The sequence below is a fragment of the Streptococcus mitis genome, assembly GCF_000722765.2.
GTDB classification, from domain to species: Bacteria; Bacillota; Bacilli; order Lactobacillales; family Streptococcaceae; genus Streptococcus; species Streptococcus mitis_AQ.
In genome coordinates, this window is the sequence record NZ_CP028415.1 from 984,250 (window position 1) to 1,010,622 (window position 26,373).

Genomic DNA, 26,373 nt, shown 5'->3' on the forward strand with positions numbered 1-26,373 from the left:
GTTTTAGTCCTCGTATAATGGGAAGGCATCTGTTAATTCTTTAACTGCACTTCTCACTTCTTCTAAGACAGCTTCATTTTCTGCATTCTTAAGGGTTTTAATGATAAGTTCAGCCACTTTGCGACTTTCTTCTTCACCAAATCCACGTGCAGTAATAGCTGCTGCTCCGATACGAATCCCACTTGTCTTGAATGGTGACAAGCTTTCGTAAGGGATTGAGTTTTTATTTAGGGTAATATTGACTTCATCTAGCAAGTTTTGAGCAACTTTTCCGTTTTCTACAACTTTAGTCACATCCACTAGGAAGAGATGGTTTTCAGTTCCCCCAGAAATGATACGAAAATCAGGGTCTTGCAAGAAGACATCTGCCATAGTCTTGCTGTTCTTGATAACATTGGCAGCATATTCCTTGAAGGCTGGATCCAAAACTTCTTTGAAGGAAACTGCCTTAGCTGCCACAACATGCTCCAAAGGACCACCCTGAATACCTGGGAAAATAGCTGAATTGATTTTCTTGGCAAATTCTTCGTCATTAGTCAAAATCAAACCACCACGAGGTCCACGAAGGGTTTTGTGGGTCGTTGTTGTAGTGATATGAGCGTATGGCACTGGACTTGGGTGAAGACCAGCAGCAACCAAACCAGCAATGTGAGCCATATCTACCATGAGCTTCGCACCAACAGCATCAGCGATTTCACGGAATTTTGAAAAGTCGATAATTTGAGAATAGGCTGACGCACCAGCTACAATCAGTTTTGGTTTTACTTCTTGGGCTTGTTTCAAGATAGCATCAAAGTCCAAGAGTTCCGTTTCAGGGTCCACACTATAAGAAACAAAGTTGTAGGTTTGACCTGAGAAGCTAACAGGAGCCCCATGAGTCAAGTGACCACCTGCGGCCAAGTCCATCCCCATAACCGTATCACCTGGTTCAATTAAGGCCATGTAAGCCGCACAGTTAGCTTGGCTTCCTGAGTGTGGTTGGACATTGGCAAATTTAGCACCGAAAATTTCTTTAGCGCGTTCAATGGCTAGAGTTTCTACTACGTCTACCACATCCGTTCCACCATAATAACGGCGGCCTGGGTAGCCTTCGGCGTATTTATTCGTCAAGATAGACCCTTGAGCTGCCATAACAGCCTTGGAAACTACGTTTTCCGAAGCAATCAACTCAATGTTGTTTTGCTGGCGTTCTTCTTCTTTGGCAATAGCATTCCAGAGATCAGCATCGTATGCTTTAAAATCATCTTTATCAAAAATCATAGGTCTTCTCCTTTATTGTGTGACAGGTCCTTTAGTCTAAGAAAATAAACTAAAAGATGCGAATAAACCGTTTCTGCACTTTATCACAAGTATAACCAACTTTTTCATAAAATGCATGAGCACCCAGACGATGATCAGCAGAGTTTAAGCGGATAAACCCATAGCCGCGTCTTTTAGCTTCTTGCTCCAACCCTTGCAATAAGCTTTTACCAATACCTTGACCTTGTGCTTGAGGTGAAACTGCTAAGGCTAAGATATTAAATCCTGCTTTGGAATAGAGGGATTCGTAAACCTCAGCGTGGACATAGCCAAGTAAGACATGACTGTCTTCATCCTCATAACCAAGTAGGAAATGATGTTCATCTTGAGATAATCTAGTTAGTTGACTAGCTGTCTCCTCTAGACTAAAAGAATAGCCCAAAGCCTCTTGGTTAATTTCACAAATGGCTTTCACATCAGTTTCTCTTAAATCTCTTAGCATCTCATTCCTCCTCAAAAGAAATCTCTGGCAACTGAGCAAGAATATCATCTCGCTTAATCGCCCCTTGGCGTAAGATTTTCACCTTGTCTCCAGACAAGTCCAAAATAGTTGAATCCTGTCCAGTTAGAAAAGCATCGTCTTCCAGCCCCAGAACCTCTTGGTCAAAATCCTCTAGAATTTGCTTAAAGGTCACTCCACTTGACTGACCTGAAATATTGGCAGACGGTCCAATCAGAGGTCCTGTCTCTCGAATCAAATCAAGGGTAATGGGATGACTGGGCATCCGAAATCCCACCGTTGCAAGGCCAGAATTGACCCAATAGGGAACTCGGTCATTGGCTTCAAGGATAATGGTCAAGGGACCTGGTAAAAAGGTCTCTACAAGTTTTTGAAGATAAGTTGGCTGATTCTTAGAAAAGTAAAAGATGTCCTCTAGAGAGGCGATATTGAGGTTAAGCGCCTTGTCTCTTGGACGACGTTTGAGCTGGTATACATGATCAACTGCTTTTTCGTCTAGAGCCTTGGCAAAGAGACCGTAAACTGTCTCAGTAGGTAGAACGACAGCTCCACCCTTTTCCAACTCTTGTCTAATCCTGTCCATCATCAATTACAACCATCCTATCTTGACCAAACTGGTCCTTGAGCGTTCGTACTCTTTTTTCAGGAAGATGCTTCCTAAAAAGTTCAGGAACACTTTGACCTTGCTTGTATCCAATTTCAAGGTAAATCTTACCACCATCTTTGAGATAGTCTTTTGCATCTTCCGCAATTCTACGGTAAATAGCTAGGCCATCCTCGTCTGCAAAAAGAGCTAGATGAGGTTCCGAATGCAAGACATTCAAGCCAACCTCTGACTCATCTTCACGAGAGATATAGGGTGGATTGGATACAATTATATCATATTTTTCAGAAATTTCTGCAAAACAATCAGATTTTTTGAAAAATATATTAAGTTTTTGATTTTTAGCATTCTCGGACGCAAGGTTAAGAGCCTCTTGGGAAATATCTGCTGCTGTCACTGACCAAGCTGGTCTATTTTTTGATAAGGCTAGAGCAATAGCTCCACTACCTGTTCCAATATCCAGAACTGAAAGATTCGTCTCAGGATTTTCAGCCAGGATAAGCTCCACCAACTCCTCTGTTTCTGGACGAGGGATCAATACTCGCTCATCAACTTTTAACTGCATTCCATAAAAATCTGCCTGTCCAATGATGTACTGTGCCGGTTTATGAGCTGCTAACTGTTGGAAAATTCCTTTTACAAATACTTCTTCCTCTTCCGTCACTTCCTGCTGGAGGGCAAAAACGAAATCTGTAAAAGATAGATTTTTCAGGCTACGATAGACAAAAGAGAGGCTTTCAGCTTCCTCTCCTTGTCTTATCAACTCTTCTTCAAAATCTGAAAATAATTGAGCTAATTTCATTATTTGTTTAATTCTTCTAATTTTTGTGTTTGATCATAGAGCACCAAGGCATCTACAACTTCGTCCAATTTTCCAGACAAAATCGTATCTAGTTTTTGGAGGGTTAAACCGATACGGTGATCTGTGACACGGTTTTGTGGGAAGTTATAAGTACGAATCCGTTCTGAACGGTCCCCAGTACCGATTGTCGACTTACGTTCAGCGTCTTGTTCGTCTTGTGCAATCTGAGCAAAGTGGTCAGCTACACGCGCACGGATGATTTTCATGGCTTTCTCACGGTTTTTCTGCTGGGTACGTTCTTCCTGCATCTCAACCTTGATATTGGTTGGCAAGTGAACGATACGAACTGCTGTCGCAACCTTATTGACGTTCTGTCCCCCAGCACCAGAGGCGTGATAGATGTCGACACGAAGGTCTTTTGGATCAATATCGTATTCTACTTCTTCGACTTCAGGCATGACAAGAACTGTTGCTGTCGAAGTATGAACACGGCCTTGGCTTTCTGTCACAGGAACACGTTGCACACGATGAGCACCAGATTCGTACTTGAGTTTAGAGTAAACAGATTGCCCCGAAACCATGGCAACCACTTCTTTGAAACCACCGACACCATTCATAGAAGCCTCCATGACTTCAAAGCGCCAGCCTTGAGCTTCAGCATACTTTTGGTACATGGTTAGCAAATCTCCAGCGAAAAGTGCTGCTTCGTCTCCACCAGCGGCGCCACGGATTTCAAGAATGATGTTCTTGTCATCGTTTGGATCCTTTGGAAGGAGCAAAATTTTGAGTTTTTCTTCGTATTCTTCTTTTTCAGCCTTGGCATCTTTGAGCTCTTGCTTTGCCATTTCTTCCAGGTCCGCATCTCCGCCTGATTCCTTAATCATCTCTTCAGCATCAACGATGTTTTGAAGGACTTGTTTATACTCACGGTAGGCTGTTACCGTATCACGAGTAGAAGCCTCTTCTTTGGAAAGTTCCATGAAACGCTTGGTGTCCGAAACCACATCTGGGTCACTGAGCAATTCTCCTAATTCTTCATAACGGTCTTCTACAGCTTGTAGTTGATCATAGATGTTCATTTTTTCTCCTTATTTCTCAATTGTTAAATCATAGATTGCTACTACTTCGTTCTCGGATATTTCCCCAGTTTCTTTAAATCCATAACTGAGGTAACAAGATCTTGCATGTTCATTTTCTGGTTCATAAGACAACCAAAGTTTATTGCTTAAACCTGCTGGCGCTGTCCGAACATAGTCTAGCACTTTATCCATAATTGGTTTAAAATATCCTTGATTTTGAAAATTCTTATCAATCATAAAACGAAATAGTAAATAATTTCCACTACTGATTCCGATCTTTTTATCATAAGCTATCATCACAAAACCTATAATTGCATCATTATCATAAACTGCCAATGGAGCTACAAAATCTCCATTTTTAGTGTAGACATATGCTTCAGCTAAACTAATTGCGTTGGTTGCAATGAATTGTTTTTGATATTCCTTGACATCCAAATTCAAAACATCAAAATAATTTTCCATTGTAACATCTCTTAGTTCAATTGTCATAGTTTTGCTCCTTGTTAGAGGTTATCATTGGCGCAAAATAATGTTTACGGCAAACTGAGATATAGGTTTCATTACCACCAATCTGGATCTGTTCTCCATCGTAAACGGGCAGTCCATCCTGTGTTCGCAAAACCATGGTCGCCTTTTTCTTACAATACTGGCAAATGGTCTTAATCTCATCGATTTTATCTGCTAAAAGCAAAAGATACTTGGAACCTTCGAACAGTTCATTGCGAAAGTCATTTTTCAAACCAAAAGCCATGACAGGTATGTCTAACTCATCAACAACACGAGCTAGATCGTAAACATGGTGACGCTTGAGAAACTGGGCTTCATCGACCAAAACACAGTAAGGTTTTACTGGTAGGTCTCGGATATAGCCGAAGATATCCGTCGTTTCCTCAATCGCAATGGCAGGGCGTTTCATACCAATCCGACTCGATACATAGCCAACACCGTCACGCGTATCCAGAGCTGAGGTCATAATCACAACACCTTTTCCTTGCTCCTCGTAGTTATAGGCCACCTTGAGAATCTCAATCGTTTTACCAGAGTTCATGGTCCCATAACGATAATACAACTGTGCCATGTTTCTTGCTTCACGTCCATTTCTAAATTTTTGCTACATTCTAGTATATCATAATTTTCTTAAGCTTTAAACGGCAAAATGTGGTAAAATAGAAGAAATCAAAAACTAGTGGAGGAATCTATTATGCCATTTGTACGCATCGATTTATTTGAAGGACGCACGCTCGAGCAAAAGAAAGCTCTTGCTAAGGAAGTAACGGAAGCGGTTGTCCGCAATACTGGAGCCCCTCAATCAGCCGTTCATGTCATCATCAACGACATGCCTGAAGGAACCTACTTCCCACAAGGGGAAATGCGCACCAAATAAGCTAGCTTAAGCAGAATTGCTTAGGCTTTTTCAATCTCCAAGTACCATCCATTGAAGAAATAGTTCAAATTTGTTACAATTTGAAAAGAGACTTGGAAAAATTTCCAAGAAAAGAGCTATTTATTAAAGGAAACATTATGATTACACGTGAATTTGATACCATCGCTGCTATCTCTACTCCACTAGGTGAAGGGGCTATTGGTATTGTCCGCCTGAGCGGAACAGAAAGTTTTGCAATTGCGCAAAAAATTTTCAAAGGGAAAGACTTGAGTCAGGTTGCCAGCCACACTCTCAACTACGGTCACATTATTGACCCTCAGACTGGTAAAATCATGGACGAAGTCATGGTTGGAGCCATGAAATCTCCAAAAACCTTCACTCGTGAGGATATTATCGAGATTAACACCCACGGTGGGATTGCGGTGACCAATGAAATTCTCCAACTTGCTATCCGTGAAGGAGCTCGATTGGCTGAACCTGGTGAATTTACCAAACGTGCCTTTCTAAACGGTCGTGTGGATTTGACACAGGCCGAGGCAGTGATGGATATCATCCGCGCCAAGACAGACAAGGCCATGAACATTGCGGTCAAACAACTTGATGGTTCCCTTTCTGATCTTATCAATAATACCCGTCAAGAAATCCTCAATACACTTGCCCAAGTCGAGGTCAATATTGATTATCCTGAGTACGACGATGTTGAGGAAGCCACTACTGCTATTGTCCGTGAGAAGACTATGGAGTTTGAGCAATTGCTAACTAATCTTCTTAGAACAGCCCGTCGCGGTAAAATCCTTCGTGAAGGAATTTCCACTGCCATCATCGGACGCCCCAACGTTGGGAAATCCAGCCTCCTCAACAACCTCTTGCGTGAGGATAAGGCTATCGTTACAGACATTGCTGGTACAACTCGAGATGTCATCGAAGAATACGTCAACATCAACGGTGTTCCTCTCAAACTGATTGATACAGCTGGTATTCGTGAAACGGATGATATCGTGGAACAAATCGGTGTCGAGCGTTCGAAAAAAGCTCTTAAGGAAGCTGACTTGGTGCTGCTAGTACTAAACGCTAGCGAACCCTTAACTACCCAAGACCGACAACTTCTTGAGATTAGCCAAGATACAAACCGTATTATTCTTCTTAATAAAACCGACCTGCCTGAAGCGATTGAAACTTCGGAACTACCTGAAGACCTTATTCGTATTTCAGTTCTTAAAAACCAAAACATCGACAAGATTGAAGAGCGAATCAACAACCTCTTCTTTGAAAATGCTGGTTTGGTGGAGCACGATGCTACTTACTTGTCTAACGCCCGTCACATTTCCTTGATTGAGAAGGCTGTTGAAAGCCTACAAGCTGTTAATGAAGGGCTGGAACTAGGTATGCCTGTTGATTTACTTCAAGTTGATTTGACTCGTACTTGGGAAATACTCGGAGAAATCACTGGAGATGCTGCTCCTGATGAACTCATCACCCAACTCTTTAGCCAATTTTGTTTAGGAAAATAAGAAAAATCCATGATCGTTGTTTCGGTCATGGATTTTCTAATCTTTCTTAGTAATCTGGTCTTAGGACACCTGTTACAGTTGCCTTAGTTGCTTCGTAGTCTCCATCAACGACGACTTTGATAATGCGTTTGGCATCTTCTTCTGGTGTTGGAACTAGAGGTAAGCGTGTTGGGCCAGCTTCAAATCCCATATAGTTAAGAACTGCCTTAACTGGAGCAGGACTTGGATAAGAGAAGAGAGCATTAACCTTAGGAATGAATTTACGTTGAATAGCTGCGGCTTTCTTCATATCACTTTCTGCAATGGCAGTAAACATCTCGTGCATTTCATCCCCATTTGTATGAGAGGCAACAGAAATAACACCGTCCGCACCAAGGTTCATGGCATGGAAAGCATCTCCATCCTCACCTGTATAAACCAAGAATTCTTCAGGTTTGTGCTCAATCAAGTAAGCCATATTAGCCAAGCTAGTACATTCTTTGACACCAATAATATTTGGATGGTCAGCTAAACGAAGCATGGTTTCTGGAGTTAATTCGACAACCACACGACCTGGAATATTATAGATAATAATAGGTAAGTCAGAAGCATCTGCAATGGCTTTAAAGTGCTGATACATTCCTTCTTGAGAAGGTTTGTTGTAGTAAGGTACGATAGCAAGTCCAGCTGCAAAGCCGCCAAATTCTGCTACCTCTTTGACAAACTCGATCGAGTCACGCGTATCATTGGTACCTACACCCGCAATCAAAGGAACACGTCCATTGACAATCTTTTGTACAGCCGCAAACAACTCCAACTCCTCATCGTGCGTCAAAGTTGGACTCTCAGCAGTGGTTCCTGCAAGGAGAATTCCGTCTGTATGATGGGCCAACAGATGCTCAATCAAGGCTGGAATAGCGTCAAAGTTGATGGAACCATCCTCGTGGAAGGGAGTAATAAAGGCTGTGATGATTTTACACTCTTTTAAATCCTGATAAGACATGAGAAACACCTCTCTATTTCAAAGAAGGAGTTCAACTGAACTCCTAAACAATATGACTATTTTAATTCAAATTTCAATTCAGCTGTTGGACGAACCAAGCCACGTTCATAAAGAGTTTCCGCAATCTGAACTGAGTTCCAAGCAGCACCTTTGAGCAGGTTGTCTGAAACAACCCACATGTGGATTCCTTTTTCAGCATCCAAATCTTTACGGATACGACCAACAAAGGTATCACGCGAACCCACGGCATTGATGGCTTGAGGATAAATTTGATGAGCTACATCATCTTCAAGAACAGCGCCTGGAAAGGCTGCGATAGCTGCTTTCACTTCTTCGATTGGAGCCACTTCTTTTGTTTCGATGTAAACAGACTCAGAGTGAGCTGACAAGACTGGAATACGCACACATGTTGCAGATACTGCAATGCTGTCATCTTCCATAATTTTCTTAGTTTCCTTAGTCATCTTCATCTCTTCGTAAGTGTAATCATTGTCAGTGAAGACATCGATTTGTGGAAGAGCATTAAAAGCGATAGGATAATGTTTCTTATCCCCACCTGAAGGCAAGATTTCGGCATGTAAATCACGTGGGTTTACCCCATCATTCAAGACTTCACGAAGTTCACGTTGTGTCTCAAGAATTGCTCCCATACCAGCACCAGAAACTGCTTGGTAAGTTGAAACAATGATACGGTCCAAGCCCCATTTTTGGCGAACTGGCTCAAGTGCTACCATCATTTGGATTGTTGAACAGTTAGGGCAGGCAATGATACCGTTGTGGGCATCAAGTGCATGAGCATTGACCTCTGGAACAACCAAAGGAACATCTGGATTTTGACGGAAGTAAGATGTATTATCTACTACTACCGCTCCAGCTTTCACTGCGTATGGTGCATATTTAGCTGATGTAGAACCACCTGCTGAAAAGAGAGCAATATCAACTCCTTCAAAAGCTGTTTCAGTCGTTTCTTCAATCGTAATATCTTGATCTTTAAATTTCAAAGTCTTACCTGCTGAACGTGCAGAAGCAAGTAAACGAATTTTATCGATTGGAAGTGTTGATTCTTCCAACATTTTTATCATCTGAGCTCCGACAGCACCTGTCGCGCCGACTACAGCAACTGTATATCCCATAAATAACCTCTTTCGGAATTTTCTAAAAATTTCTATAATAGATGTATTATACTACTTTTTCCATGAATTGCAAAGCTTTTTCATCATTTTTTGGAAAATAAAAATCCCCAGTCGCTAGACTAGGGACTAAGAGGCATCTTCATGTGATGAGCAGGTTCACACAACTCATCAAGGTCCGCTCCTGCGTTATGACCTCCTTATGCTCAATAGTAGTCCGAAGACTACCTATCGACTCATCGCGTCTATTATATTACTAGAAATAAGTGGTTTTGTCAATAAAAAATTTTTGCAGGATGACTTTTATTATACAAAAGTCAGAATTTTTTCTCGCGAGCAAAAGAAAAAACTCTTGTGTCCAAGAGTTTCCCTGTAAATATCATGCTAATTGCCGGGATTGAACCGGCGACCTCATCCTTACCATGGATGCGCTCTGCCAACTGAGCTAAATCAGCTTACTTAAAAAGTATACTATAGTTAGAAAATCTTGTCAAGTTTCCTTAGAAATTTTCCATAAGAAAAAGCCAGGTAAGAGCTACCTAGCTTATCTTCTTCTATTTGCTTAAATCAATTCGACGACCAATTTTACCAATGATAATCGCACCAATAATCAATGAGGCAAATTCACCAATTCCTGTTGTGAACCAAGTAAGGAAAAATGGTAATTGCGCTACGATATTCAACTCGGCAGCGATGGTAAACATGGAAATTGAAAAGAGGATTGAGAAGAAGAAATGATCTTTTCGAATCAATCCGTTAAAAAGATAATATTTGCTGTATTTTGCAAAAAGCCAAACACCTAGACTAAGGAATACTAGGGTTGATCCACCACCAACAAAGACATCTAGCAGTCCGAAGCTAAAGAAATTAGCAATCATACAACCAATTGTAACTCCGATGATGTACTTAGGATTGTAAAAAGCCATAAAGTTCATCATTTCTGAAATACGAAACTGATAAGCACCATAGCTGATGGCATTTAGGGGCGGTGTGACAGTTAAAACGACATAGATAGCAGCAACGATTGCAATATCTGCAACATCACGAATAGTTAATTTTTTCATGTTTTCTCCTTTGGCGGTTTCCCGCGTGTAATATGCTTGGTGAAAGAAGCTAAGCACCAAGGGTTGATTCAATCAACCTTACTAGTATAGCACAATAGTCCTCTTTATGCTATACTAAGAACATGAAAAATCATATTCAAAGTTTCTTTAAGAATGAGCTCTTAGCCTATCTTTTTTTTGGAATAACAACTACTCTTGTATCCATTCTATCTAGATTAGTCATTTATCGATTAACCCATAAAGAACTCCTTGCTACTGGACTAGCAAATAGTATCGGTATCCTCATTGCATTTATCACAAATGATAGGATTGTCTTTAAGCAAGCTAGAGAGAATTGGCAAAGCCGTTTAGTAAAATTTACTATAGCACGTCTTTCTACTTTTCTTTTAGACTTGTTTTTAACTTTTATCTTTGTAACTCAGTTTCCTAATATTATCGGACAATTTTTTAATAATAATATAGACAAGGTTAATAGTATTGAAACCGTTATTTCACAATTCTTGATAATTATCCTCAATTACATTTTTAGCAAGGTATTTATTTTTAAAAAATAAGAAAAAATTTAAGCATATAGCTTGCCAGAACTTCTTAATTAATATATAATTAGGAGTAAAAATTTTTGAAAGGAAAGATGAAAATGTTAAAAGATCTTAAAGCATTTTTGCTTCGTGGTAATGTTGTTGACCTTGCTGTCGGTGTGATCATTGCCTCTGCTTTTGGTGCAATCGTTACATCACTTGTTAACGATATCATCACTCCACTTATTTTGAATCCAGCCTTGGAAGCTGCGAAAGTACAAAACATCGCTGAGCTTGCTTGGAATGGTGTTACATATGGTAAATTCTTGAGTGCTGTTATCAACTTCCTAGTTATCGGTACTGTTCTCTTCTTCGTTATCAAAGGAATTGAAAAAGCTCAAAGCCTTACTAAGAAAGAAGAAGCTGCTGAAGAAGCTCCAGCTGGTCCAACTGAGTTGGAAGTACTTCAAGAAATCAAAGCCCTTCTTGAGAAAAAATAATCTATTAAAAGGATCTAGCGCAAAGCTAAATCCTTTTTTCTTTACTCTTTCGGTAACTTGCCTGCTTTCTCAAGCATTTTTTTAATAAGATAAGGCATCTTAACATTTTCACGACCTTTTTTCTCAATCAGTTTTTTCACAAATTCCGGCATTTGTAAATCTTCCGATTCGGCCAAGATATTTTTAGTTTCATCCGAAGGGACTAATTCATCAAAGGTTTCTTCTTCTGGGAGAAATTCCTTAAACTCTTGATGTTCATTAGCTCTGACGGTATTAACCAAGGCATCAATCAAACGAGAATCCGTATTTGGCATTGGTGGACGATGGTAGTTCACACCTAATTCCTGACACAAGTCATAACATTCCACATCATTGTCAAACAAGACTTCAATGTGCTCACTGATAAAGCTGATTGGTACAAAAATATAATGATCAGGATGTTCTGTCTGTTCTTTGAGATATTCCAAAACATCTGGCTTAATCCATGGAATCCCAATATCACTCTCGCTTTGCCAGGTATTTGTATATTGCTCGGAACTCAAACCTAGTTTTTCAGCGACTAACTTGCTATTTTCAAAAATTTGGTCGATATAAGGGTCACCAAAATCCAAGGCAAAAATGGGTACACTATGAGCTGAAAAGATGACTTTAAAGCTATCCTGCTTTACTTCTTCTTTTAAAATCTTAGCAATTTCATCTGCCCAATAGTTTAAGAGCGCTTCTTCCTGATACCAGTCCTTAATAACTAAAAATTTAATTTGTTTGCTTTCTAAAAATTTCTCGTATCCCATGACAGAGTAAAAAGAATAATGAGGCTCCAAAATCAAGCAAATACACTGCTCGATTCCGTCTGCTTCCATCTGACCTATCACATCTGGTATAAAAGGTCTTGAAAACTTATTAGCAAAATAAACACTGTATTCATTCCTCAGCCTAGCTTCTACCAAGCCAACCTCTTCACGGGTAATTTTTTGCAGAGGCGTGCCTCCAATTCGTACATAATTATCATAGAGTGTTTGAATTTCATGGTCTTGAGGTCTCACTCCACGACGAATATTTGTGAAAAAATCAGCCACACCTTCAAAGGTAATCTCTTCTGGCGAACCGAAGGTCATCATTAAAATTGCTTTTTTCATAACTACTTCCTTGTGATGTTTTTATCAATTTCATTTTATCATGAATCCACTGATAAGTAAACGCTAACATAGAGAATTTCCCTAACTTCTGTCTTTTGTTTTTCTCTTCTTTCTATGATACAATGGAAAAAATGAATTCAAAAGGAGTTTTTTATGACTTACCCAAATCTCTTGGACCGCTTCTTAACCTACGTTAAGGTCAACACGCGCTCTGATGAATACTCTACTACTACTCCAAGTACGCAGAGTCAGGTTGACTTCGCGACAAATGTCCTAATTCCTGAAATGAAACGTGTTGGATTACAAAATGTTTATTATCTACCAAATGGTTTTGCTATTGGAACTTTGCCAGCCAATGATCCATCTTTAACACGTAAGATTGGCTTCATCTCCCACATGGATACTGCTGATTTTAATGCCGAAGGAGTTAATCCTCAGGTAATTGAAAACTATGATGGTGGTGTGATTGAACTTGGAAATTCTGGTTTCAAACTGGATCCAGCCGACTTCAAGAGTCTTGAAAAATATCCAGGACAAACGCTCATCACAACAGATGGAACAACCTTGCTAGGTGCTGATGACAAGTCAGGAATTGCTGAGATTATGACTGCCATTGAATATCTGACTGCCCATCCTGAAATCAAACACTGTGAGATTCGTGTTGGTTTTGGTCCAGATGAAGAAATCGGTGTTGGTGCTAATAAATTTGATGCAGAAGATTTTGATGTTGATTTTGCCTACACTGTTGATGGTGGTCCACTAGGTGAACTTCAGTACGAGACCTTCTCAGCAGCTGGTGCTGAATTGCATTTCCAAGGACGCAATGTCCACCCTGGTACTGCCAAAGGGCAAATGGTCAACGCTCTTCAGCTAGCAATTGATTTTCATAATCAACTTCCAGAGAATGATCGACCTGAGTTAACGGATGGCTACCAAGGTTTCTATCATCTTATGGATGTGGCTGGAAGCGTTGAGGAAGCGCGTGCAAGCTACATCATTCGTGATTTTGAAAAGGATGCCTTTGAAGCTCGTAAAGCAGCTATGCAGTCTATCACTGATAAGATGAATCAAGAACTTGGTAGCGACCGTGTCACTCTCTACTTGACAGACCAGTACTACAATATGAAAGAAGTCATTGAAAAAGATATGACTCCAATTACCATTGCTAAAGCCGTTATGGAAGATTTGGGGATCACTCCTATTATCGAACCAATCCGTGGAGGGACAGATGGCTCTAAGATTTCCTTTATGGGAATCCCAACTCCCAATATCTTTGCTGGTGGCGAGAACATGCATGGACGTTTTGAATACGTCAGCCTTCAGACCATGGAACGTGCAGTTGATACCATCATTGGTATCGTAGCTTATAAAGACTAAAAAGACGAGGTAGCTCAGCTACTTCGCCTTTCTGTTTATTCTGCTGGTTTTTCTTGATTTCCAGTACTTGTTGTAGATTCTTTTGTTTCCTTTTCTGACGCTGGTTCAGCAGGTTTAGAATCTGTTGCGTTGCTCGGTTTGTTTTCGTCGCTGGCAGTTTCACTGTTAGATTCTGCAGTTGCTGATGTTTCAGTTTCGGGACTTGTCTTATCACCATTTGCCTCGGCGTTTGTTGCTGGAGTTGCTTCTTCACTTGCGCTTGATTTTGACTTGATTTCTTGATTCAAGACTAGAATAGCTTTTGTCAATTCAAGTAAAGCAGCTTTATCTTTACTCTTAGCAGAAAGTTGATCTAGTAGAGCATCCACCTTATCAAAGTCGGCATCAGAACCCTTGTTGTTTTCTAAATAAGCATGAAGCGACATGAGAATATCGTAGAATTTTTGATAGAGTACAAGTGTCTGAGGATCTTGCTCAGCATTTTCCTTTTCTTGTTGAAGAGCGCTAGCGATACGAGTCAAGATATCTTTCACCTGACTGTTTACTTCATCCAAGTCTGCATCAGCCTTGTTTGTAGCAGCTTTGAGATTTTCTACTTCTTCTGCCAAGGATTGTCTGATTCCTTCTTCTTGGATTTGCTCTAAGAGTTGAGTTGCCTTGCTCAAGAGATTTTCTACTTCTTCCTTGCTAACATGATTGACATGCTCTTCAGGCATAAAGTCTCCGTACAATTCTTTCAAGAAGCCATAAATAGCTGTCTTGGCAGTTTGGTTATCTACTTTTTCAGTATCTAGCACTGTCTGAGTCGATTTAGCAGTAGTTGGTTGGGATTTCAAGGCTTCTTCCACTTCTTGTTTTGCCTGATAGATACTTGGGAATAATCTGTTCAATTTTGCTGGCTTAAGGAAGGATTGAGATTGATACAAGGTCCAAGTCAACTGAGCTACTTTGTTTCGAAGTTCATCACTCAAACGACCGTCATTTACGTGTTCGTAGAAGTACTTGATGTATTCTACAGTTGTAACACCTGTTCGATCATTAAAGTCTTGAAGAGCTTTAAGTTGTGATTCAACCGCTACTAAAGCAGCCTCATCTTTAGCCAATTTAGCTTCTTGGAGTCGAACGAGAAGGTCTTTCTTAGGAAGTCCAAAAGTGTCTGTATCCAGTGTGTTGATTTTATCAATCAAGACCTGATATTTCTTATCTAGAGCGCTTGTTTCAACAGGTTTGACACTTTCATCAATATGGATATATTGCTTATCAAAAAGATCAAGTGTTGCAAGATAACCTGCTGTAGAGTTAGTTGCCAGTTTCTTCATGTTTTCAGTAAACTGACCTAAGGCTAACTCAATCTGTCTTTGTTCGATAGGCTTGTCTTTGTAGATACTTCTGCTATCAGCTAAAAGTTGATCAACTTTTTCCAAGACTGCCTTCTCATCAAAAGCTCCAGGTTGATAGTTGGATTGTAGGGCTGGAATCTTGTTTTTCAAAGCCACTTCATAGCCCTTCGTTTGAACCTTGATGTAGTGATTGTGGTCGCCATGAGGAATCACAAAACTACCATTTTCTACCTGTAAACTATAAGGAGACACACCATCTCGCAAAGCAGTGGTATAGAGTTCATTTAGGAAATCAAGTTCTGGATTTCCAGTTTGGAATGGAAGTCGAACATGTTCCTTACGAACAGCATAGGGATGGATATGAGTTGGATCGTAGGCTTGGTCTGGATTTCCAAAAACAAAGAATCCGTTTGAAATTCTAATCGCTTCAAGTGGAACACCATAGGTCTTCGAAATATAAGCAATCTTTTCTTCATCACTAGCATCTCTTGAGAAAGACTCTACTGTTTTAGCAAAAGGTTTTACAGGCTCTGCATCATGATGTGTTTTCAAATGATCCTGAGCTGCCTTAATTTGCTCTGCTGTCAAATCCTTCTTGAAGAAGTAATGATTGTGGTCACCATGACTCATGACAAAGCCTTGTTCATCCTCACTGATGACACGATTTGCATCAAAACCGTGATCATGGTCTTCCCCATGATGGTGGTCATGCTCATCGTCATCTTGATCATCCTGAGCTGGATTTGCTGTTGCTGTATTTGCCCCTTTCAAGTGGTCTTGCGCTGCCTTGATTTGATCAGCAGTCAAATCCTTCTTGAAGAAGTAATGATTGTGGTCACCGTGACTCATGATAAAGCCTGATTCGTCTTCCGCAATAATACGATTAGCATCAAAGCCGTGCCCATCTTCTTCATGTTCCTCATGTGAAGTTCCTGGATTGATTGGAAGAGATGGCGAAGGTGTTGTTAGACCATTATTTGGAAGAGTCGGTTGACCAATTTGATTCGACTTAGGAATGTAATGGAAATGATCACCATGTCTGACGATATAAGCTGTGGCTGTTTCTTCGACAATATCTTTAGGATTAAAGATATAGCCATCAGATGTTGAAGAGATAGCCTTATTTGTAAGCAAGGAAGGATGATTCAAAGTAGATGGACTGCTTGGAAGACTTCCTAGACTAGACGCTACTTCATGATGTTTTACATTTGTAGAGACCGTAGAATCAGTTCCACCGATAGGCACCATTCTAGCAATCTTTTCTTCTAAAGGAGAGAGCTTGCTGTAAGGAATAAAGTGATAATGGTCACCATGCGGAATCGCAACACCATTTGGTGTACGACTGATAATCTTAGCAGGGTCAAAGACCAGACCATCTGACTCACTGTAACGTTTGTCGCTAGGTGAATCATAGAGTTCTTTCAATAGACTTTGGAGATTTTCAACTTTGCTTTCTGGCTTGCTAGTTAATCCTTGTGCTACAGATTGCGTGTTATTGTCACTAGCTGCTGAAGAATAGCTTAGCTGACTTGGTTGCGTATTTTTACCAGCTAAATGAGCTTTTGCTGCTGCTAATTCACTAGCAGACAAATCACTTTTTGGAATATAATGGTAGTGACCTCCGTGAGGAACGATATAAGCATCACCAGTATCTTCGATAATATCAGCTGGATTAAAGACATAACCATCATCTGTCGTATAGCGTCCCTGAGACCTTGCTACAGCAACATCAGCTCTGACCTTCTCATTATCTTTGACATGTTCTTGTTTTTGACGGTTGATTTCATCTTTCGTTCGAACATTATCAGCATGAGCAGTATCTTTCAGGTAGACATAATATTTTCCATCGACCTTGATGATATAGCCACCCTTGACCTCATTGACAATATCTCCATCCTTAAGTTGGTAGTTTGGATCCTTCATCAAGAGTTCTTCACTAAAGAGAGCATCATAAGGAACTTTCCCATTATAGTAATGATAGTGATCACCGTGTGACGTTACATAGCCCTGATCTGTAATTTTGATGACAATTTGCTCAGCCTGAATTCCTTCTTTTTGACTGACCTGATCTGGTGTCAGGTTTTCAGTTTTCTGACTTGACTGGCTACCATCCACATAAGAGACACGATTATTGTCCTTATTTTCATGCGAGCGATGCTGGTTCAACGCATAGGCGCAAAGACTCAAGGATACGATAACAGCTGATCCGGCTGCAATATACTTTTTACTGAATTTCATAAATCCCTCATTTCAATAAATGATGAAGCTTTTTCTTAACTTCTTTTTCTCGGTTAAACAATTTTTTCTAAACTAGTTATTTAACCATTTAATTAACCAGTAAATAGTTTACCTTTTTTAAGTTTATCTGTCAAGATTTTTAGTGAAAGATAATAAAATGATTACTTTAAGAATCTTTTTTCATTTTTTAGCAAGAAAATTCATCTTTTTATTAACAAATAAAAGGACATTATTCTATCCAATAATAGAACAATATCCTTTCAGCTAGATGATCATCAGTCAAAATATTCTAAGGTTTTATTTGCTTAAGAGTTTTAATATCATAGGTTACTAAATCCCCATTCTTATTATAAAACTGAACTCCTTCTGATGAAAAAATAAGATATTTAGAATCAATTTGAGCAATTTGTGCTATTTGGTTTATATGATTTTTTAAAGTATCCTTATCTAATCCATAATCTGGTATCTCATCATAATCATCTTCTTTATTTTCTGTATGTGATTTTTCTTCTTCACCAACTTTTTCGACTAAAGGATTGCTGCTAGGCGTATCTGCCTCATTTTGAGGTGTGCTATCCTTTGGTTTTTCATCAACTTTACCTGAATCAACTTCTTCTTTCTTTGTTTCTGTTTTATTGTCTATCGAAACTAGATTTGAATTAGAAGCAGCATTTGTTGTTTCTTTTTCTTCATTTCTTTTAGCTATCAACTCTTGAGCTTGTTTCCACTCTTTCTCTGATAAATCAGACTGATTGATACTTCTCAATGAATCACCGCTAGCTTTTGGAATACTGAAAGATTTATCTGCCCAAATATAGGTTTCCTTTGCCAATACATCCTGAGGATCAAAAATATATCCATCAGGAGTTGCAAACTTGCCTTCTTTAAGTGCTTTCTGAACTTCTTCCGCAGAATGGATAATTTGCCAGTTCTGCATTCCAGGACGTTTTTCAAGAGGCGTTACATTAGCAATAACAGATCCAGCATCATCATGACCTGGTTTTGACCAAACTTCAGGACGCACATCAGGATGTTGCATTACATATTTTATAGTTGCAATTTGATCACTACTTAACCAAGAATAAGGTACGACGTGAATGTGGTCGATATGCGGAATAATGAAGGAAGTTCCAGTATCATACGTAGTATTGGCTGCATGCATAGGCAAGCTAGAGACATCAACAGCTAATCTTGGTTTAATTTCTGTTTCTGCAATATCATAACGATAAGTATCTTTATCTTTAAGCATTAGTTCCTGCTCAGAAAAAGCTATTTGAGTAAGATCGAGTTCTTCACGTGAATAAAAATAATCTTTACCACCTTCATTAATTATATAACCAACTTTACTATTTCTAGAAACTTTACTAGTTACTTTTTTATAATCAAACTTTGGCCTTTCCTTCTCATCTGAGTGAACTAAAGAAACGATGTCATCTGGATTTTTACCAGTTTCTTGAATCCATTTAGCAACTTCATCCAATTCGAATTGTTCTAATTCACCATATCCCATATAATGGAAATGATCTCCGTGTTTGGCAATAACACCTGATTTATCAACAGAATCGATTGAATCTTTGGTAAATATGTATCCATCACTCGTATCATAAGGTTTACCATCTAAACCTTTTCCGTAAGCTTTGATTGGTTGTCCTAAGAACTTATGAACTACTTCTTTTGATACTAAAGGTTTAATATCTGTAGCAATTTGATTTAATCCATTTTGCCCTTTTAACGGAATAATTCTAGCAATCTTCTGCTCTAAATCAGACATTTGTGAATAAGGAATAAAGTGATAATGGTCTCCGTGAGGCACTGCGACACCGTTAGCTGTACGTTTGATGATTTGTGCCGGATCAAAGACTAGTCCATCCGATTCCACATGGCGTTCTGATAAAGGTTTGGCATACAATTCACTTAAAAGTGTTGGGATATCTTCCCCTTGGTCTTGATGATAAGTTGGAGTGACAGTCAGGTTTGGAGTCTCTGTCAAACTTGGTTGGGCTGGTTTAGCATTATCACTACTTGGTTTACTTGAGCTTGTGGCAGAATGTGAGCCCTGTTTACCATTCCAATAAGCTTGGGCAGCAGCCAATTCTCCTGCTGACAAATCACTCTTCGGAATATAGTGGAAATGATTGCCATGCGGTACAACAAAAGCATCACCTGTATCTTCAATCACATCTGTCGGACTAAAGACATACCCATCATCCGTTGTATAGGCTCCTCCAGTTCCTCGATTCGGTGCAGGCGTATTGAGATTAAAGTTTGGTTTAATCGGTGAACTTGGTGTTGAACTTGGTTTATCTGTACTGCTTTGTTTCGTATTGTCAGCATGACTTTGAACTGGCTGACCTCCAATTGGCAGATTTCGAGCCAATTTTTCTTCCAAAGCAGACATTTGCGAATAAGGAATGAAATGGAAATGATCCCCGTGAGGAACTGCCACACCATTGGCAGTACGTTTTGTAATCTGTGCTGGGTCAAATACCAAGCCATCAGACTCCACATGACGTTGGCTAAGTGGCAAAGCGTACAATTCTTGAAGGAGACTAGCTAAATCCTCATTTTGACTCTCAGAATTTGTTGCAGGATTTTGAGAGGTCTCAGATTGACTTGTTCTCACAATAGATCTTGTTTCAGCTCTGCTTGAACGATATTCAACCGTACTTAATTGGCCACCTTTTCCAGATAAGAAGGCTTGGGCAGCAGCTAATTCACTGGCAGATAAGTCACTCTTCGGAATATAGTGGAAGTGATTGCCATGAGGAACGATATAGGCATCACCCGTATCTTCTATGATATCAGATGCATTAAAGATATACCCATCATCCGTTGTATAACGACCCTGAGCTCTGGCTGCAACTACCGCCTGATCGTTAGAAGCGCCTCCATGATTACTACTGTGTTCCTGCTTCTGACGTTTAATCTCTTCTTTTGTCCGAATATTGTCCGCATGAGCCTCATCCTTAAGGTAAACATAGTATTTCCCGTCTACCTTAATCACATAGCCACCCTTGATTTCATTGACAATGTCTGAATCCTTCAACTGATAATTCGGATCTTTCATCAGCAGTTCTTCACTGATGATAGCATCATAAGGAACCTTGCCATTATAGTAATGATAATGATCTCCATGAGAGGTCACATAACCTTGATCCGTAATCTTGATAACGATTTGTTCTGCATTGATTCCCTCTCTCTTACTGACTTCATCTGGTGTCAAATTTTCTGCCTTTTGACCAGCCTGATCACCGTCTATATAAGCAACTCGATTAGAATCTTTCTTAACGTGACCAGCTTGGTAACGACCAAGTTCATAGGAACAAACACTTAGGGCAAGGACTACCACTGAACCTGCTACATATTTTTTATTGATTTTCATTCTTTCCTCATTTCAATTCTTCTGCTAGAACACTCATATTTTCTTCAAGATTTTCTAGGTAAGTCTTGTCATTTTGTGGGTCTGCCTCTAAAGGATTCAGAGTTTTAAGACCTACACCTGTTGATTTAACAAGAGTTTCAGCTACTTTTGAAGAAGCGTTGCTTTCTGTAAAGATCGTTTTAACCTTATAGGTTTTAACAAATTCCTGAATTTCTGTTAGTTGTCGTGGACTTGGTTCTTGTTCAGGAGAGATACCTGCAATACCAAGTTGATTGAGTCCAAATCGCTTAGCTAGATAAGAAAAGGCTGTATGTTGTGTTACAAATGTTTTCTGAGTCGCTTTTTCAAATTTAGGCTGGAATTTCTTAGTCAATTCTTGAGCTTTTTTCATAAAGGCTTGCGCATTTTTCTGGTAAGTTTCTTTGTGTTCACTATCCACTTCTGAAAGTTTATCAGCGATAATCTGAGCTTCTTCGCCAGCTTTTTCAGGATCTAGCCAAGTGTGAGGGTCATAGAGCGTTTTTTCATCAACTCCATCCCCTGCTTCCACATCTTCTAGCCCTGGGACGCGGTCTAAAGTCATTCCCTCTGAAGCCTCTAAAACCTTAACTTTGGACTTTTTTAGATTGGGATCCAGACTTCCTGCCCATGATTCGAGCGTATGCGAATGGTAAACAAAGACATCTGCATCATAGATGGCTGCGATATCATTTGCTGAAGGTTCAAAAGAATGAATCCCACTACTTGACTGAATCATTCGAACATCATTCAAGTCACCAGATACTTCCTTGACCATGGCATAGATAGGATAAAAACTGGTCACAATTTTCATCCCTTTACCTGACTGGCTCTCCTTCTGCCCACAAGCACTTAAACACAAAAGAAAGATACTTAACAAGACTAAAAATAAACTTTGTTTTTTCATATACAACCCCTTAACTATTTAATTAACTGGTAAACATTCTACTCCTAAAAATTTAATCTGTCAAGATATTTTTAGAAAAAATTTGAAATTTATTTCACATATAAAAATCTGCTGAGTTTCAACAACTCAACAGATTCTCACTTTATATACTCAATGAAAATCAAAGAGCAAATTAGTAAGCTAGCCGCAGGTTGCTCAAAACACTGTTTTGAGGTTGTAGATAAGACTGACAAAATCAGTCACATATATACGGCAAGGCGAAGCTGACGTGGTTTGAAGAGATTTTCGAAGAGTATTATTCTTCTATGGTAGAATGCTTATAACCATAAGTAAAGTAAATAAGACTTCCTACTAACAATGCAACTAGGAAAGCAATCCAGGTTTCCATGTTATACTGCAACATAAAGGATAAACAAATGATGATTGATAAAATCGGTAATAAGGGTACCAGGGGTGTTTTAAATTCTCCTGCTTTGGGCATTCCCTTTTCTCTCCGTAAGCGAATCAGGCCGTAAGCTAGCATAATCAAGTAGGCTAGGGTACAAATATTTAAGAAAGCTGCAATACTAGCTAGTGGGAACATTCCTGCTGCTACTGCTGAAGCTAGACCTGTCAAGATAGTAGCATTTTTGGGTACCTTACTTGTCTTTGTTAGTTCTTTAAATACAGCAGGCATTAAGCCGTCACGTGCTAAACTGTAAATCATACGCGATAGGGCATAGGTCATCGAAATACAAACTGTAATCAAGGTTAAGATAGCCACTAATGACACATAGTTAGCTGCCCAACTAATCCCAAGGCTACGAAGAGCAAAGGCAACGGCATCATCGACATTTAGATGACTATAGTGAACTACACCAGTCAAGACAAGCGTTACCAAGGCATAAAGAATGGTTACGATAGAAAGCGATAATACAATTCCTCTAGGAATATTTTTTTGAGGAGTCTTGACCTCATCTACGGCCATAGAGATGGATTCAAATCCCAAAAAACCAAAGAACATCAAGGATGCACCAGCCATAATACCAGTACTAGCGCCATAGATTTGTCCAAAACCATAGGGAGCAAAATTACTCCAATTATCAAGCTTGATATGCCAAATTCCTACTAAAACAAAGAGAGCTAAAGCGGAAAATTTCAAAATAACTAAAATAGAATTAAATCGTAAAGCTGCTTTAGCATTGAGTAAAACAAGCGATGTCACTAAGGCCAATACAAGAATAGGTAATAAATCAACAAACGTCCCTGCTTGAGGATTAAAGGTACCATTTAAAGCCTGAGGAAGGGCTATCCCGTATTGAGAGAGCAAGCCTTTAAAATAAGCTGCCCAACCCGAAGCTACGCCTGATATGGCTGTCATGAATTCCATCATGGTTAACCAACCAGCCAACCAAGCTGGGAATTCTCCTAAAATAGCATAGAGATAGCTGTAGGCACCTCCTGTAGCGGGTACTCGTGAAGCAAACTCTGCAAAAAAGAGAGCTGATAATCCCACACACAAGGCAGAAATGACAATTGAAATCACTAGGGCTGGACCCGCTAGAGTTGCGGCTGCAGTACCTGTAATTGTAAAGACGCCTGTCCCTACCATGGCTCCGATACCTAACAAAATCAAATCCCATAATTTCAAATGCCTGTGCATCTCCGTTTTATCCAAACTAACATTCTTTGTTCTAAATATATTCATCTTTGACTCCAAAATAAAATGATGATTCTATTTTACCATAAATATAGAACATTTGTGAATATTTATAAAATATTTTTCTAAAAAAATCTGACTACTCTTTTGTAATCAGATTTTCTTTATCAATTCTAGTTCATTTCTTTAAAGGCTGCTTCTGCATCCGCATTACTGATAACACCAAATTGAATCTTTCCAATCTTTCCTTGACTGTCAATCAGGTATTCTGTAGGAATGCTTCGAATTTGATAAGCTTGGAAAGTTGTTGCTTTAGTATCATAAAGAACTGGGATATCTTTATATCCTTGTTCTTGGAACCATTGTGGGAATTGCTCGACAGTTTTTTCACCCTGAATTCCTGGTGCAATGACACTAAGAATTTCAAAGTCACGATCTTCTTTTTCAGCTAATTTCATTAACTCAGGCATACTTTTCTTACATGGACCACACCATGAAGCCCAAAATTTCAAGTAGACTTTTTTACCCTTATAATCAGATAACTTAACTTCTTTACCATCCATAGATTGCAAGGTAAAGTCTGGAGCCTCTTTCCCAACAGCAATTTGTTGTACAGTCGTTTGTTGCTGTTGTTTTGGGGATTGTTCTGGTGCTTGAGTATTTTTAGTCTCTTCCTCACCACAGGCCATCAATACAACTACTGATAAGAGGCTTAAGCCAGCAAACATTACTTTTTTCATCTTTTTCTCCTTTATTCAAAAATTCCAGCTAGAACATTTACCTGTCCTAATAGTAACAAAATTCCCATTAAAATAATGAGGAAACCACCAATTTTCTTCAGTAGCATCATATGACGTTTAATTTTACTAAAATAAGGCATCACTACTCCTGAAGCTAGGGCCAAGAGCAAGAAAGGAATGGCCATCCCTAGAGTGTAAATCAAGGTATAGATAGCACCTTGCCAAGCGCCATTTCCTCCAGAAGCCGCAAGCGCTAAAACAGAACTCAAAACTGGACCAATACAAGGCGTCCAACCAAAGCTAAAAGTAATACCGAGTAAAAAGGCTGACCAATAACGATTGGCTTCTGATTTCTTAAAAGTAAAGCTTTTTTGGATCTCTAATTTCTTAAAATGAAAAATTTCCATTTGGTGAAGGCCTAAAATGATAATAATTGTTCCCATGGTATAGCGAAACCAATTGGCATAGAGAATATTACCAAAGTAACCAGCACCAAATCCTAGAATAAAGAAAATGAGAGAGATACCTGCGATAAAGCAAAGTGTTCGAATCAAACCTGACCAGAGAACCTTTCTCCCAAACAAAGAAAAACTTTTTGCGCTTTCCTGATCATCCAGCAAAATTCCAGTATAAACTGGTAACAGAGGAAAAATGCAAGGGGAAAAGAAGGACAAGATCCCTGCTAAAAAAACGGAGATTGAAAATACTATCGTTTCCAATAAAAAACCAACTTTCTTAATAATTCTAATCCTATTTTACTATAATCAATTTCATTTGTATGATTTCTGCTACGCAATTTGAATTAGTCTGTATTTGAAGTATTTTCCGGTACTAGTTCATTCAGATTCTGCCCCCTTTTTTGCCCCCTATACACAAAAAAGCCTACTGCTCAAGCTAGAAAGCTCGATGCAATAGGCTTTTTAAAGGCTAATTATTTAACAGCGTCTTTAAGAGCTTTACCAGCTTTGAATGCTGGAACTTTAGAAGCTGCAATCTTGATTTCTTTACCAGTTTGTGGGTTGCGACCTTTACGTGCAGCACGCTCACGAACTTCAAAGTTACCAAAACCGATCAATTGAACTTTTTCACCAGCTGCAAGGTACTCAGTTACTGCTGCGAATACAGCTTCAACTGCTGCTGCTGAGTCTTTTTTAGTCAATTCTGTAGCTTCTGCTACTTTAGCGATCAAATCTTGTTTGTTTGCCATGTTAATGATTCCTCCAATTTAATTTCTAATTAACAAATATAATCATATCCTAAAATCCCTTTTAGGTCAAGTTAAAAACGCTATTTCTTCCCATTTTATTTATTTTTTTAGGAGTGGTAACGTACTAAAATAGCCCAAGCATTCTCACCCGTGTGAGTTTGAATAATAGAGCCCGTTTCCAAAACTGAAATTGGCTTTTCAACATAAGCTTGTAAGCTTTCTTTCATCTCTTTTGCCCAATCAGAACTTCCAGAATATGAAATTCCAATCTCTGCTACAGAACGTTCAGAGAGCGATGTTATCAACTCATCCAACCATTTTTTAAAAGTTTTAGCTCCACGACCTTTAACGATTGGCTGCAATTCATGGTCTTTCATCTGCATGACAACACGTATATTGAGAAGTGAGCTCAACAATCCAGTTACACGCCCTATTCGTCCACCTTTGACAAGATTTTCCAAAGTAGAAACACCAATATAGAGCTCTGTATGGTTTTTAACCTCTTCTACATGAGATAAGATTTCCTCCAACTCTTTGCCTTCTTGCGCTAATTTTGCAGCCTCAACAACTTGGAATTTCAAGGCTTGGTCAGTGAAGGAACTATCAATAACTGTCACATCGGCAGTAGATAAGCTAGCACCTTGACGTGCCGCTTCTACAGTACCAGAAAGAGCATGGGACATATGAATAGCAAGAATCTGGCTACCATCTTTGCATAGGTCTTCAAAAACTTCAGCAAAGACACCTACAGGTGGCTGACTTGTTTTCGGAAGGTTCTTACTTGCTTGCATCAACTGAAGAAATTTACCTTCTTCTTTCAAATCCGCATCAGAATAAACCACATTATCAATCATTACAGATAAAGGAACAACAGTGATATCTAATTGCTTTACTAATTCTGGTTCAATAGTAACAGATGAATCGGTTACAATCTTAATTTTTGTCATAGTATCAATCTTTCTATTTTAGGATTCAGATTGGTTTTCTTACTTTTAATTATATCAAAAAAAGATTAAAAATCCTAATGGAGTCAATCAAATTTTCCTTAAAAATTTG

General features: G+C 39.2%; 24 protein-coding genes, 1 tRNA gene and 1 riboswitch. Of the genes, 5 read left to right on the forward strand and 20 right to left on the reverse strand.

Going from position 1 to position 26,373, the window contains the following annotated elements; all coding sequences use genetic code 11:
* Positions 1-3: 3 nt before the first annotated feature.
* Genes glyA through SK637_RS05210 form a run of 7 tightly spaced genes read right to left on the reverse strand, consistent with a single transcriptional unit; the run spans position 4 to position 5,322 of the window.
* The gene (glyA, locus tag SK637_RS05180; protein ID WP_033688831.1) at positions 4-1,260 is read right to left on the reverse strand and encodes a serine hydroxymethyltransferase; all 1,257 of its coding nucleotides are present in this window, start codon (positions 1,258-1,260) and stop codon (positions 4-6) included.
* A 49-nt stretch (positions 1,261-1,309) separates the two neighbouring features.
* Complete coding sequence (locus SK637_RS05185; RefSeq protein WP_033688832.1) at positions 1,310-1,741, reverse strand: GNAT family N-acetyltransferase; 432 nt, start codon at positions 1,739-1,741, stop codon at positions 1,310-1,312.
* A gap of 1 nt (position 1,742) precedes the next feature.
* Positions 1,743-2,345, reverse strand: a complete 603-nt coding sequence (locus tag SK637_RS05190; RefSeq protein ID WP_033688833.1) for an L-threonylcarbamoyladenylate synthase — start codon at positions 2,343-2,345, stop codon at positions 1,743-1,745.
* Positions 2,329-3,165 carry a peptide chain release factor N(5)-glutamine methyltransferase gene (gene prmC / locus SK637_RS05195; protein ID WP_033688834.1) on the reverse strand — a complete coding sequence of 279 codons (837 nt, stop codon included), beginning with the start codon at positions 3,163-3,165 and terminating at the stop codon, positions 2,329-2,331. The genes SK637_RS05190 and prmC overlap by 17 nt, the downstream gene beginning before the upstream one ends.
* Positions 3,165-4,244, reverse strand: a complete 1,080-nt coding sequence (gene prfA, locus SK637_RS05200) for a peptide chain release factor 1 (RefSeq protein ID WP_001028815.1) — start codon at positions 4,242-4,244, stop codon at positions 3,165-3,167. The genes prmC and prfA overlap by 1 nt, the downstream gene beginning before the upstream one ends.
* A gap of 9 nt (positions 4,245-4,253) precedes the next feature.
* On the reverse strand, positions 4,254-4,733 hold the full coding sequence (locus SK637_RS05205; RefSeq protein WP_033688835.1) for a GNAT family N-acetyltransferase: 480 nt from the start codon (positions 4,731-4,733) through the stop codon (positions 4,254-4,256).
* Positions 4,723-5,322 (reverse strand): thymidine kinase, encoded by a 600-nt coding sequence (locus SK637_RS05210; protein WP_033688836.1) that lies wholly within the window; start codon positions 5,320-5,322, stop codon positions 4,723-4,725. Before SK637_RS05210 ends, SK637_RS05205 begins: the two co-directional genes overlap by 11 nt.
* A gap of 123 nt (positions 5,323-5,445) precedes the next feature.
* Between SK637_RS05210 and SK637_RS05215 the strand changes: the two genes are divergently transcribed.
* Both SK637_RS05215 and mnmE read left to right on the forward strand, forming a co-directional pair.
* On the forward strand, positions 5,446-5,628 hold the full coding sequence (locus tag SK637_RS05215) for a 4-oxalocrotonate tautomerase (protein WP_001117401.1): 183 nt from the start codon (positions 5,446-5,448) through the stop codon (positions 5,626-5,628).
* 137 nt (positions 5,629-5,765) lie between these two features.
* A complete protein-coding gene (gene mnmE / locus SK637_RS05220; RefSeq protein ID WP_033688837.1) occupies positions 5,766-7,139 on the forward strand; it encodes a tRNA uridine-5-carboxymethylaminomethyl(34) synthesis GTPase MnmE in 1,374 nt (457 codons plus the stop codon).
* A gap of 46 nt (positions 7,140-7,185) precedes the next feature.
* Here the strand turns inward: mnmE and dapA are convergent, their stop codons facing one another.
* The 4 genes from dapA to SK637_RS05240 all read right to left on the reverse strand — a co-directional run bounded on the left by dapA (position 7,186) and on the right by SK637_RS05240 (position 10,315).
* Positions 7,186-8,121: a 4-hydroxy-tetrahydrodipicolinate synthase gene (gene dapA / locus SK637_RS05225; protein WP_033688838.1), complete on the reverse strand. Its 936-nt coding sequence runs from the start codon at positions 8,119-8,121 to the stop codon at positions 7,186-7,188.
* A 56-nt stretch (positions 8,122-8,177) separates the two neighbouring features.
* The gene (locus SK637_RS05230; protein ID WP_033688839.1) at positions 8,178-9,254 is read right to left on the reverse strand and encodes an aspartate-semialdehyde dehydrogenase; all 1,077 of its coding nucleotides are present in this window, start codon (positions 9,252-9,254) and stop codon (positions 8,178-8,180) included.
* 379 nt (positions 9,255-9,633) lie between these two features.
* A tRNA-Thr gene (locus tag SK637_RS05235) sits at positions 9,634-9,706 on the reverse strand.
* A 99-nt stretch (positions 9,707-9,805) separates the two neighbouring features.
* Positions 9,806-10,315, reverse strand: a complete 510-nt coding sequence (locus tag SK637_RS05240; protein WP_033688840.1) for a QueT transporter family protein — start codon at positions 10,313-10,315, stop codon at positions 9,806-9,808.
* Positions 10,313-10,409, reverse strand: a riboswitch (PreQ1 riboswitch). Its footprint overlaps the gene before it by 3 nt.
* Before the next feature lie 28 nt (positions 10,410-10,437).
* On the opposite strand from SK637_RS05240, the gene SK637_RS05245 reads away from it, so the two are divergent.
* Both SK637_RS05245 and mscL read left to right on the forward strand, forming a co-directional pair.
* A complete protein-coding gene (locus SK637_RS05245; protein ID WP_033688841.1) occupies positions 10,438-10,869 on the forward strand; it encodes a GtrA family protein in 432 nt (143 codons plus the stop codon).
* A gap of 83 nt (positions 10,870-10,952) precedes the next feature.
* A complete protein-coding gene (gene mscL, locus SK637_RS05250; RefSeq protein WP_000910203.1) occupies positions 10,953-11,333 on the forward strand; it encodes a large conductance mechanosensitive channel protein MscL in 381 nt (126 codons plus the stop codon).
* Positions 11,334-11,374: 41 nt separating this feature from the next.
* Here the strand turns inward: mscL and hemH are convergent, their stop codons facing one another.
* On the reverse strand, positions 11,375-12,469 hold the full coding sequence (hemH, locus tag SK637_RS05255; protein ID WP_033688842.1) for a ferrochelatase: 1,095 nt from the start codon (positions 12,467-12,469) through the stop codon (positions 11,375-11,377).
* 153 nt (positions 12,470-12,622) lie between these two features.
* On the opposite strand from hemH, the gene pepT reads away from it, so the two are divergent.
* Positions 12,623-13,846, forward strand: a complete 1,224-nt coding sequence (gene pepT, locus SK637_RS05260) for a peptidase T (protein ID WP_033688843.1) — start codon at positions 12,623-12,625, stop codon at positions 13,844-13,846.
* A gap of 35 nt (positions 13,847-13,881) precedes the next feature.
* Here pepT and SK637_RS05265 read toward each other — a convergent pair whose 3' ends face one another.
* The 8 genes from SK637_RS05265 to SK637_RS05300 form a co-directional block, all read right to left on the reverse strand.
* Positions 13,882-17,424, reverse strand: coding sequence for a pneumococcal-type histidine triad protein (locus tag SK637_RS05265; RefSeq protein ID WP_033688844.1), 3,543 nt, complete (start codon positions 17,422-17,424; stop codon positions 13,882-13,884).
* A gap of 289 nt (positions 17,425-17,713) precedes the next feature.
* On the reverse strand, positions 17,714-20,806 hold the full coding sequence (locus tag SK637_RS05270; protein ID WP_033688845.1) for a pneumococcal-type histidine triad protein: 3,093 nt from the start codon (positions 20,804-20,806) through the stop codon (positions 17,714-17,716).
* Positions 20,807-20,813: 7 nt separating this feature from the next.
* Positions 20,814-21,731, reverse strand: coding sequence for a zinc-binding lipoprotein AdcAII (adcAII, locus tag SK637_RS05275; RefSeq protein WP_033688846.1), 918 nt, complete (start codon positions 21,729-21,731; stop codon positions 20,814-20,816).
* A gap of 295 nt (positions 21,732-22,026) precedes the next feature.
* Positions 22,027-23,418, reverse strand: coding sequence for an APC family permease (locus SK637_RS05280; protein ID WP_033688847.1), 1,392 nt, complete (start codon positions 23,416-23,418; stop codon positions 22,027-22,029).
* A 125-nt stretch (positions 23,419-23,543) separates the two neighbouring features.
* On the reverse strand, positions 23,544-24,110 hold the full coding sequence (gene sdbB, locus SK637_RS05285) for a thiol-disulfide oxidoreductase-associated lipoprotein SdbB (RefSeq protein WP_033688848.1): 567 nt from the start codon (positions 24,108-24,110) through the stop codon (positions 23,544-23,546).
* Between the two features lie 11 nt (positions 24,111-24,121).
* A complete protein-coding gene (gene ccdA2 / locus SK637_RS05290; RefSeq protein WP_033688849.1) occupies positions 24,122-24,829 on the reverse strand; it encodes a thiol-disulfide oxidoreductase-associated membrane protein CcdA2 in 708 nt (235 codons plus the stop codon).
* A gap of 212 nt (positions 24,830-25,041) precedes the next feature.
* The gene (locus SK637_RS05295) at positions 25,042-25,317 is read right to left on the reverse strand and encodes an HU family DNA-binding protein (RefSeq protein ID WP_001284640.1); all 276 of its coding nucleotides are present in this window, start codon (positions 25,315-25,317) and stop codon (positions 25,042-25,044) included.
* Positions 25,318-25,424: 107 nt separating this feature from the next.
* Positions 25,425-26,264, reverse strand: a complete 840-nt coding sequence (locus SK637_RS05300; RefSeq protein ID WP_000161407.1) for a DegV family protein — start codon at positions 26,262-26,264, stop codon at positions 25,425-25,427.
* Between the last annotated feature and the right edge of the window lie 109 nt (positions 26,265-26,373).